The 9,333-nt window shown below is 67.6% G+C and carries 10 protein-coding genes; 6 read left to right on the forward strand and 4 right to left on the reverse strand.

Going from position 1 to position 9,333, the window contains the following annotated elements; all coding sequences use genetic code 11:
* Both O9335_RS16655 and O9335_RS16660 read right to left on the reverse strand, forming a co-directional pair.
* Positions 1-798 carry a VacJ family lipoprotein gene (locus tag O9335_RS16655; protein ID WP_298390314.1) on the reverse strand — a complete coding sequence of 266 codons (798 nt, stop codon included), beginning with the start codon at positions 796-798 and terminating at the stop codon, positions 1-3.
* 67 nt (positions 799-865) lie between these two features.
* A complete protein-coding gene (locus O9335_RS16660) occupies positions 866-1,801 on the reverse strand; it encodes a LysR family transcriptional regulator (RefSeq protein ID WP_298390317.1) in 936 nt (311 codons plus the stop codon).
* Between the two features lie 253 nt (positions 1,802-2,054).
* Here O9335_RS16660 and O9335_RS16665 point away from each other — a divergent pair, with 253 nt between their 5' ends.
* The 5 genes from O9335_RS16665 to O9335_RS16685 all read left to right on the forward strand — a co-directional run bounded on the left by O9335_RS16665 (position 2,055) and on the right by O9335_RS16685 (position 7,574).
* Positions 2,055-2,795: a DUF4386 family protein gene (locus O9335_RS16665; protein ID WP_298390320.1), complete on the forward strand. Its 741-nt coding sequence runs from the start codon at positions 2,055-2,057 to the stop codon at positions 2,793-2,795.
* Positions 2,792-3,940 carry a zinc-binding dehydrogenase gene (locus O9335_RS16670; protein ID WP_298390325.1) on the forward strand — a complete coding sequence of 383 codons (1,149 nt, stop codon included), beginning with the start codon at positions 2,792-2,794 and terminating at the stop codon, positions 3,938-3,940. The genes O9335_RS16665 and O9335_RS16670 overlap by 4 nt, the downstream gene beginning before the upstream one ends.
* Positions 3,941-4,015: 75 nt before the next feature.
* Positions 4,016-5,326, forward strand: coding sequence for an alpha/beta hydrolase (locus O9335_RS16675; protein WP_298390328.1), 1,311 nt, complete (start codon positions 4,016-4,018; stop codon positions 5,324-5,326).
* Between the two features lie 206 nt (positions 5,327-5,532).
* Complete coding sequence (locus O9335_RS16680; protein WP_298390331.1) at positions 5,533-6,324, forward strand: MipA/OmpV family protein; 792 nt, start codon at positions 5,533-5,535, stop codon at positions 6,322-6,324.
* 20 nt (positions 6,325-6,344) lie between these two features.
* Entirely contained in the window at positions 6,345-7,574 is a 1,230-nt protein-coding gene (locus O9335_RS16685; RefSeq protein WP_298390334.1) for a hypothetical protein, read from the forward strand.
* A gap of 105 nt (positions 7,575-7,679) precedes the next feature.
* Here O9335_RS16685 and O9335_RS16690 read toward each other — a convergent pair whose 3' ends face one another.
* Complete coding sequence (locus O9335_RS16690; protein ID WP_298390337.1) at positions 7,680-8,036, reverse strand: hypothetical protein; 357 nt, start codon at positions 8,034-8,036, stop codon at positions 7,680-7,682.
* 75 nt (positions 8,037-8,111) lie between these two features.
* A complete protein-coding gene (locus O9335_RS16695; RefSeq protein WP_298390340.1) occupies positions 8,112-8,717 on the reverse strand; it encodes a TetR/AcrR family transcriptional regulator in 606 nt (201 codons plus the stop codon).
* 264 nt (positions 8,718-8,981) lie between these two features.
* Here O9335_RS16695 and O9335_RS16700 point away from each other — a divergent pair.
* On the forward strand, positions 8,982-9,333 hold a 352-nt coding region (locus tag O9335_RS16700), incomplete at its 3' end, for a hypothetical protein (RefSeq protein ID WP_298390343.1).

Raw genomic sequence — 9,333 nt, forward strand, 5'->3', positions numbered from 1 at the left:
TCAGGGGCCCGAGGCCGGGGAAGGGGGCGGCTCCACGCCCGCGGTCATCGCTTCGAAGTCCTTGTCGTTCGTCAACGCCCGCTGGGCCATTCGCCTCTGCAAGTAGGCGTCCCTGATGAAGGTGTAGCGGTCGAGCGCGATGCTGTCGATGGTTCGCTCGGCCGCCAAGAAGGCCGAGCGCTGGCGGGTCAGATCCAGCCCGGTCAGGGCGGCTCGAGCGGCCTTGCCATCGACGAAGTTGCTCCCCGTGGCCACCATGTTGACCGGCAGCGCCACGCTGTCGCGTACGGTGGAAGGCCCGAGCAAAGGCAGCACCATGTAAGGGCCCGCTGCAAAGCCCCAAACGCCCAGGGTCTGACCGAAGTCTTGCGAGCTCTTGGCGAGCCCCATGTGCCGCCCCACGTCGAACAAGCCCCCCAGGCCCAGGGTGCTGTTGACGACGAACCTCGCGCCTTGCTCGATGCCCCGATCGAACTGGGCCTGCAAGCCCCAGTTCACCGCCGACCAAGCGTCTTGCAGGTTGCCAAAGAAGTGGCCCACCGAATCCCGGACGGGCTCCGGCACGGCACGGACATAGGCTTGCGCCACCGGCTTGACCACCGCGCGGTCCACCGAGTCGTTGAAGGCAAACACCTTGCGGTTGGCCGATTCCCAGGGATCGTGCGCGGCCGCGTCCAGGCCCTCTGGGGACGCTGGCGCAACGCTTGCACATCCGCCGAGGCCGGCCAGCAGCGCCCCGGCCACCCAGAGGCGGGCGATGGGGGGTACGGCGTTTCGTGGTCGGTCAGGGTCGTGCATGGGTTCGTCCTTCTTTTGAAAAAGGGGGCTCGCCTTGAGGCGCCAAGCAGGCGCCTGTGGGGCTCGATCAAGTGGCGGAGGCCTTGGCCGCGGCGTCGAAGAGTTGCCGCAACGAAACGGTCAAATGGTCAAAGACTTGGCGCATCCGAGGGCTGCGACGCAGGTCGTCGTGGGCGCACAACCAAACCGACACCGGCTGAGCGACCAGTTCGGGGAACACCCGCACGAGAGAGGGGCGGTCGACGGCAAACACGGCCAACAGGCCGGCGAACCCGAGGCCAGCTTCCACCGCCTGCAGTTGCGCGATGCCCGACATCGAACGGAACCGGAAGTCGGCCCGCTGCAGGGAATAGCCCGCCGCGGCCGCCATCTCGATGGGGCGCTCCACGCCGATGTCGCCGATGTAGCGCCCCTTGAGGTCGTGCGGCGTGTAGCCCTGGGGCAAGGCGTCGACGAGCGCCCTGCTCCCGTACAGCCCCAACTCGGTTTGACCGACGGAGACGGCAATGACGTCGTCTTGCTCGGGGCGGAAGAAACGAATGGCGATATCCGCCTCGCGGCGAAGCAGGTTTTGAACGGCGTCGGAGGCCTGAACCTCGACCTGCAGCATGGGCCAAGCGTTGAGCAACGGCGCCAGCAGGCGCGGCAGCACGAGCGCGCCCAGCGCTTCGCTGGTGGTGATGCGCACCGTGCCCGCCACCTCCTCCTCGCCCGCCCACAGCGCTTGTTCAAAGCGCCCCACGCTGTCCAGCAGGGGCTGCAGCCGTGCCATCAAAAAGGCCGCCCGCTCGGTCGGTCGCATCTTGCCGGGCAGGCGGTCGAACAGCGTTTCGCCCACCAGGGCTTCCAACTCGCGGATGTGCCGCCCCAACGTGGGCTGCGTCAGCCCAAGCGACTCGGCAGCTGCGGTGAGCGTTTGGGTTTCACACACCGCGATGAATGAACGCAGCAAGTTCCAGTCGTCCAGTCGCACCCCAGTGGACAGCGCGTTGTTGAGCGGCATGGGATTCGAGCCCCGATTGAGACGGTTCAGCGGCAGTCGCTGCCACGGCGTCGCCGGTGTCGCTCGTGGCGAGGTGCCGACTTGTTGCGGATGCTAACGACAAGACCGGCTTCAGAGGCCATGCAAAAACGCATGCCATGCATGCAGGCGCAGGGGTTGGCGCTGCCCCACTGCCTCCCGATACTCCCGGCCCAACACGGTCGATCGGCCCGTTCCACCCCTTCCCTCCCACCCTTCAAGCCGCAGGCATGCCATGAAACCCACCCCAACCGCCCAGGACGACCACGCCATGCCACGAGGCCTGCTGCTGGTGGCTGGGCTGATCCTGCTGGTGCAAGGCTTGAGCATCTTTGCCCCCATGGCGGTGCTCGGCAATGCCATCCAATGGCCCGACAGCCTGGACTTCCCGCCCTCAAAGATGTTGCCGCTGTTGCGGGAGGAATTGGCCAGCGTGCGGCTGGGCTACGGGCTGTACCTCGGGTACTCGCTGCTCTTTCTCGTCACCGGGGTGGTGACGGTTCGCCTGGTGGCCCGGCCCGGGCCCTTAGGCACGATGGCCTTGATCGCCATCGGTGCGGCGGCGGTCTCGGCGCTCGCCCGGGCGATCGGCATCCTGCGCTGGCTGACCGGCAGTGTGAGCCTCTCAGAAGCCCATGCCGCCCCCGGCCTGTCCGCCGAGGGCCGGGCCGCGATCGAGGCCATGCAGGCCGCGCTGAACGCCTGGGGCGGCGCCATCGGAGAGTCGCTGGGGGTCGCGGCCTTTGCCTCGATCTGGGCCATCGCCACGGGCCTGCTGATCCTGCGCAACCGCCAGTGGCCCGCCTGGGCGGGGCTGACGGGGGTGCTGGCCGGCGTGCTGGTCGCCCTGCCGGCGCTGGAGCTGTTCGGCATCGCACCGCCCGTTTCCATCGTGGTGTCCACCACCGGCATCCAACTTTGGTTCATGGCGATGGGGCTGCTGTTCTTCTGGCGCGCCTTGCGCCGTACCGCGTGAGGGCGGCGGCCGTGTCGTTCCAGCGACTCGAAGTTCAGTCCTTCGGTGGCCCTGACGTCATCCAGTGGGTGCAGGACGAGACGCTGCCCGAGCCGGGCGCGGGTGAGGTGCGCATCCGGGTCGAGGCCTCGAGCTTGGTCTTCACCGACATGCTCATCCGCCGCAACCTCTACCCGGTGTTGAAGCTGACCCTGCCCCTGACCCTGGGCTACGACTTCGTCGGTCGAATCGACCGCATCGGAGCCGGGGTCACGCGGTGGCGCGTGGGCGACCGCGTGGCCGACCTGATCCAACTCGGCGGCAACGCCACCCACCTGGTGCGTCCGGCCGCCTCGCTGGTCGCCGTGCCACAGGGCCTGGAAGCGACGCAGGTGGAGCCCCTGATCCTCAGCTACATGACCGCCTACCAAGCCCTGTTTCGCGAGGGCGGCGCGAAGGCTGGCGATGCCGTGCTGATTTGTGGCGCCAGCGGTGCGGTGGGCCTGGCGGCGCTGGACCTGTGTCGCGCCTTCGGGGTGCGGGCGGTCGGTGTCGCTTCAGCCAAGCGGGAGCAGGCCGTCACCCGCATGGGCGCTGCCTTCGTGGCGTATGACCAAATCGGGTCGAGCCTTCGGCTGGATCGCTGGTCGCGCGAATTGGGCGGCTTCGCCGTCGTTCTCGATGCCGCCCGGGGGGAGGCGCTCTCGTCGCTCATGGCGCGTCTCGCACCGGCCGGGCGCCTGGTGGTGGCGGGCTTCACCGCCGCATTGCGGGCCGGCCAAGGAGCCGGGAAATGGCGGGGCCTGATGGCCAAGCTGGGGCTCGGCTTCGACTTCGTGCGGATCAAGTCGATGTCGTCCATGCCTTTCTTGTCTCAGCGCGTCGTCTTCTACGACGTCTCGGGACAGCGGGCCGAGCACCCGGCGCACTTCCAGGACGATCTGACGATGCTGCTGTCGCTGCTGGAAGCCGGCCGCATCGCGCCCCACGTCCAGCGGGTGTTCGGTCTGGACGAAGCCGTCGAGGCGCACCGGCTGATCGAAACCGGTCAGGTCGAGGGACGGATCGTGCTCGACCTCACCCGCCCCGCCGCTCACCACCCCGAGCGACGGCGTCGACCCGGGGTGCCAGAGCATGCCGCCCTGGAAACCCAAGCGGCCGGCTGACCCCCACGCCCAGCGGCGCTGGACCTTCAACGCGTTCGCCCCAAGCCCGGGCCTTGGCGCCCGCAGGATCGATCCATGACCGACCCCCAACCCCTCCGCCCCATGCGCTGCATGCCCGGGCTTGCCCTCGTGTTGACAGCCCTTGGGCTTTTGGTCGGATGTGCCCCCGCTGGCCCACCCGCTTCGCCGGACGAGCTCAGGCGCAGCGGCTGGCAAACGCCGTCGGCCCTGGCTCCCGAAGCCCAGTTTGAGGACTACGTCGACCGGGTCACGCAGGAACTGCGAGCGCACCGGCTGCCTTTCGACCCCTCCAACGCAGAAGCCGAGCTGGCCCTGGTGGCACCCTTCCGAATGGCCGCCGATGCCACCTGCCCCAGCAGCGAGCCGCGAGGCATCGTCGTCTTGGTGCACGGGCTGTCGGACACCCCATTTGCCATGCGCGATCTCGCCAGCGTCTTCGCGCGGATGTGCTTCGAGTCACGCGCCCTGCTGCTGCCCGGGCACGGCACGCGCCCGGGCGACCTGTTGAGGGTCGACCACCGAGACTGGCTCCATCACCTGGAGGCGGCGGTGGCGCAAGCCAGGCGCGAGAGCCCGGTCGTGGTCTTGGCGGGCTTCTCGCTGGGCGCGTCCCTGGCGCTGGCCTCGGCCGCCGAATCGCCCGGCAAGGTGGACGCCGTGATCGGCGTGTCACCAGCCTATCGAATCCGCTCCAATTTCCTGGCGAGGCAAGCCGACTGGATGGCCCCCATTCGGCCTTGGCTGCTTTCGCGACCCCGCGAAGAGTTCGCGCGCTACGGCTCGATGCCCACCCAGGGCATCTCCGCCACCATGGCCGTCCTCGGCCTCATGGACGAGCGCTTGCAGCGCCACGGGCCGTTGCAGGTGCCGTGGCTGGTCGTGCAAAGCGAAGACGACGAAGTGGTGGACGTGGCCGCCAACCGGCGCCTCTTCGAAGCACGGGCCGGGCACCCCAGCAGCCTGCTGGTCAACTACTTTTCTGATGCCCCACCCAACGAACCCAGCAGCCGGGTGGCCTGGACGCCCGCGGCCAGCACCGCGCTGAGGGTGGTGGGGCTGTCCCACTTGTCCTTGCACATCTCGCCCGACAACCCACACTACGGCCTCACGGGCCACTACCGCAACTGCGGCAGCACCCCTTACCGGGAAGAAAAGGACATCGCCGCCTGCCAGCGAGCCGATCAGGTTTGGTACGGCGTGGGCGGGCAGTCACCGCCCGTGGGCCAGGCGGGCGCGCGATCCACGTTCAACCCGCACTTTCAGGCGCTCGAACGCCGCATCGGCGAGTTCCTGGGCCCCCTGCGTCATCAGGCGCAAGCGGCTGCTGCCGGGCCTGCCAACGCGCATCCGGCGTTACCTCATTGACCAGCCCCTGACGCCCGGGTTGCCCCTCCGTCCGCCCATGCAAAAACGCATGCAGTGCATGCGGCCACGGGGGTTGGTGACGGCAGGGACTGTTCAGACACTCCCTCCCGAGCGTGGATGCGACCAGCGCATCCCGGTCTTGGAATCACCCAACCCCTTTCAGAAAGTCCGTCATGCATCACTCCTCGCTCCGGTCCGCGAGCCCCTTGTCCGTCCTGGCAAACGCGTCCCGCGGCCTGCTGCTCAGCCTCGCCCTGGCTGCCGCGTCGGGCACTGCACTGGCCCAAGAGCCGCCACGCAACGTGTTGGGATTGGGCGCGATTTCCGTGCCCGACTTCGAAGGCTCCGCCGACTCGGCCGTGCGACCCTTGCTCTTGGGCCGCTTGGACCTCGGCAGCTACGGCAGCCTGCGGCTGGCAGGCGGTTCGGTGCAGTACAACGTCATGGGTCCCAAGAGCCCCTGGGCCCTGGGCCCGGTGGTGTCGATGCGTCCGGCTCGAGACGACGGGGTTGACGACGTGGTCGTGCGCAAACTGCGCAAAGTCGACGGCACCGCCGAGGCCGGCTTCTTCGTCGAGTACGGCTTCATGGACACCCTGAGCGCCGGCGACCGCCTGAGCGTGGGCCTTGAGGCCCGGGGCGGCAAGGGCACCCAAGTGACTTGGAGCGCCCGCTACCAAGGCGCCAAGATGGGCGCTTTCCAGTACAGCTTTGACCTGAGCTCGACCCACGCCAACGACAAGTACATGGACACGTACTTCTCCGTGGACGCCGACAACAGCCAGCGCAGCGGCCTGCCGATCTACAAGGCCGGCGGCGGGATGAAGAGCACCTCGCTGGGGCTGACGGGTTCGTACGACCTGAGCCGGCAATGGGCCCTGATCGGGCGCGCCAGCGTGTCGCGCCTGGCTGGCGACGCGGCCGACAGCCCCATCGTGCGGCTGCGCGGCGACAACAGCGCCAACTCCATCGGTATCGCAGTCGCCTACCGCTTCTGAAACCCCCAACACCACCGCCCATGAACTCCAGCACCCTGAACAACCCTGCGACAACAGGCACCGGTCCGTCGAGCTCGGCGCCGTCCTGGAAGCGCCGGGCCTTTGTGGGCGGTGGCGTCGCCGTTGGAGCGGCCGCGGCCGCCACCTTGTGGCGCGCGACCAGCGTCGGTTTGATCCCTCGCGACGACGCACCCTTTGAACCCTGGCAAGCCTGGGAGACGAGCCCATCGGGCGACCCCCTCTCCCTCGTGGCGGCCGCCATCTTGGCCGCCAGCCCGCACAACACGCAGCCTTGGCTGTTCCACGTCCTGGACGATCACATCGACGTTCACGCCGACCCTTACCGATCTTTGGGCGCCATGGATCCCTTTGCCAGAGAGATGTGGATCGGCATTGGGGCCGCCATCGCCAACATCGAGATCGCCGCGCTGGCGCGCGGCTTCGCGGCAACGACCGAGCTGCGGCCCGCCCCGCGTCACGACACCCTGGCCGCCCGCATCGAGCTCCGTCCCGCCAAAGGCCTGCCCAACACCCTGGCCAAGGTCATCGCCAAGCGCCGCACCCACCGCGCCCCCTACGACCCCGCAAGGCCGGTGCCGCCGGATGTCCTGAACTTCCTCTCGAAGGACGACAACGACGACGTCCGCTTGATTTGGCTGGATGCGAACACCGAGCCCGGCCGGGCGTTCGCCCAAGCCACACTGGCCGGCACGCAGCAGATCGTGAACGACGCCGACATGACCGCCGACGGGCACCACTGGTTTCGCAACCACCCCAAAGCCGTGGCCGAGCACCGCGACGGCGTCTCGGTCCCCACGGCGGGCATCCCGCCCGTGATGGCCGCCTTGTCGTCGCTGCTGCCCGCCGTCGACGGCAAGACCTCGGGCGAGTACTGGTTGGACGCGACCCGAACGCAATTGGCCAGCGCCCCCATGTACGCGCTGCTCGTGGTCCGGGATCTCCATGACCGCCGAGGCCAACTTCTGGCGGGAGCGCGCTGGCAGCGCCTCCATTTGCAACTGACGGAGATGGGGCTGTCGGCGCAACCGATGAACCAGTTGATGGAAATCGTCGATCGCGATCGCCAACTGCTGCGCCCCTCTCCGACCGCCGAGTTGCTCCAGCGCTGGGTCGGCACTGCCGGTGGCCACGCCACCTTCGCCTTCCGTCTGGGCTACGCCCCGCGATCGGTGCCCCATTCGCCAAGACGGCCCTTGCAGGCCGTCGTCAAAACGGGTGGCTTGCGCTGAGCCTCATGCCGTCCCAGGCCATGCGAGCCTCATCCCGAATCAGGGACTGATGCGCTCTGGCTCAGCCCCTTCTGCATCTGGGAGCCAATCACCCAGCGCCACCGCTCAGGCGGACTTTGTCGCCGACGCGTAGTCGCTGAGAAGCCACACGGCAAAAATCGCGACCCCGCTCGCGACGAAGAAACCCTGGGCTCCCATGACCAACGATGGAGCCAACAGGGCTGCAGCAATCAGCGTGGGACCGACGAGCATTTCCACCAATGCGTGCAATCGCATGGGGATGATCTTCACGAGGCCAAATGGCATGTCGGTCAGGACGGTCATTGCCAAGTGAACAGCTGCGAGCAGGTAGGCCAGCACGGCGGGTGCGCCCGAGAAATCGAGTAGCGTTGGCGCAGAAGCAAAGACGACTACCGTGGCGTAGTCTAGGGTGCTGTGGATCGAGGCGTTGAGCATCTTCATGGCTGCTGTTCCTTTATGGAGCGCTTGGTACAAAACTGGGCGAGGCTAAGCGCTCGCGATCACCTCACCCAGTGTTCAGACCTGTGGGGAGGCTTGAAGCGTGAACAAGAGCGCCTGCCTCGCTGCCGTTACCTCCTCCTTGGGCAGCCCGGCCTTTGCCAGCACCAGGATGCCCTGGATACCGGCGACGGCATGCAATGAAAGCGCGGACACGGCGCCGTCCGGCAGGACGCGTCCGTCGCCGTCGGCGAGGCTAAGCGCCTTAGCGAAGTGGCGCCGCAGCAGGCGTACGCCCTGGTTGAGGCGGTCGCGCACGGTTTCGTCTTGCGCCCCCATCTCGAGGGCCGTGTTGCCGATCAGGCAGCCGCGCCAACCGACCGTCCTTTCTTCTTGATCACGTGCTACGGCCAAGATCGCGTCGAGCAGCTTGGCAGCCGCTTCGTCCCGATGCTTCACGCCCTCAAGGGCTCTGGCCAGAACGTGATCGACCGCGCTGAGATAGCGGTCGAGGACGTTAAGGAACACCGCATGTTTGGAGGTGAAAGCGTTGTAGAAGCTCGCCTTGCCAAGCCCCATCGCGTCCAAGAGTTCGGGCATGTGCGTTCCTTCGTAGCCCTGCCGCCAAAACAGAGGCAGCGCACTGGCTATGACGGCGTCGGGATCGAACAGCTTGGGGCGCATGGGTGCATATTAGACCGATTGCTACAAAACGTCAATCGGTGCCACTTTCTGCGCAAACCACCAGGCAGGCACTCCAGGGGGCGACAACGCATGGGTCGTGCAGCGAACGAGCCCCACTGCCACAAGGGGCAGCCCGCGAACGAATGTCTCGGCCTGTGCCGCCTGTGGGGTCTCGAGTTCCAGCACCCCGCCAGGGCCATCGGCCCCCTCTTGCCGGCGGACGGGCCCCTCAACATCCACCTGCACTGTTTGGTGCTGGACGGGGTGTACCGCCGCGCCCCCGATGGCTCGCCGGCTTTCATCGAGGCGGCTTCGCCCACCGACGACGAGCTGCACGCGCTGCTGCAGACCGTCATCGCCCGGCTGATGAAGCTGCTCACGCGCCGGGGCGTGCTGGTGGAAGACATGGGACAGACCTGGCTGGCCGAGCCGCAAGCCGAAGGCGAAGAGGTAGTCGGACTTGCAAAATCCATTGCCACCCGAACAGGCGGTGTTGAAGTGGCGGGGGATTGGGCGGTGATCAAGTTGCCGAGCCCTGAGGCGATCCGAGCGTCGGCCGAGTCAGGGCGGCGGCATACATGGCCAGGCCAGTCAGGGCCAACAAAAGGGCCGCCAG

The sequence above is a fragment of the Inhella sp. genome, from assembly GCF_027532025.1.
Taxonomy (GTDB): Bacteria; Pseudomonadota; Gammaproteobacteria; order Burkholderiales; family Burkholderiaceae_C; genus Inhella.

Bases quoted from the DNA above. Each gene is read 5' to 3' on its own strand.
- O9335_RS16655 (WP_298390314.1), bottom strand. From the start codon at position 798: ATGCACGACCCTGACCGACCACGAAACGCCGTACCCCCCATCGCCCGC.
- O9335_RS16665 (WP_298390320.1), top strand. From the start codon at position 2,055: ATGAAACCCACCCCAACCGCCCAGGACGACCACGCCATGCCACGAGGC.
- O9335_RS16695 (WP_298390340.1), bottom strand. From the start codon at position 8,717: ATGCGCCCCAAGCTGTTCGATCCCGACGCCGTCATAGCCAGTGCGCTG.
- O9335_RS16685 (WP_298390334.1), top strand. From the start codon at position 6,345: ATGAACTCCAGCACCCTGAACAACCCTGCGACAACAGGCACCGGTCCG.
- O9335_RS16675 (WP_298390328.1), top strand. From the start codon at position 4,016: ATGACCGACCCCCAACCCCTCCGCCCCATGCGCTGCATGCCCGGGCTT.
- O9335_RS16690 (WP_298390337.1), bottom strand. From the start codon at position 8,036: ATGAAGATGCTCAACGCCTCGATCCACAGCACCCTAGACTACGCCACG.
- O9335_RS16660 (WP_298390317.1), bottom strand. From the start codon at position 1,801: ATGCCGCTCAACAACGCGCTGTCCACTGGGGTGCGACTGGACGACTGG.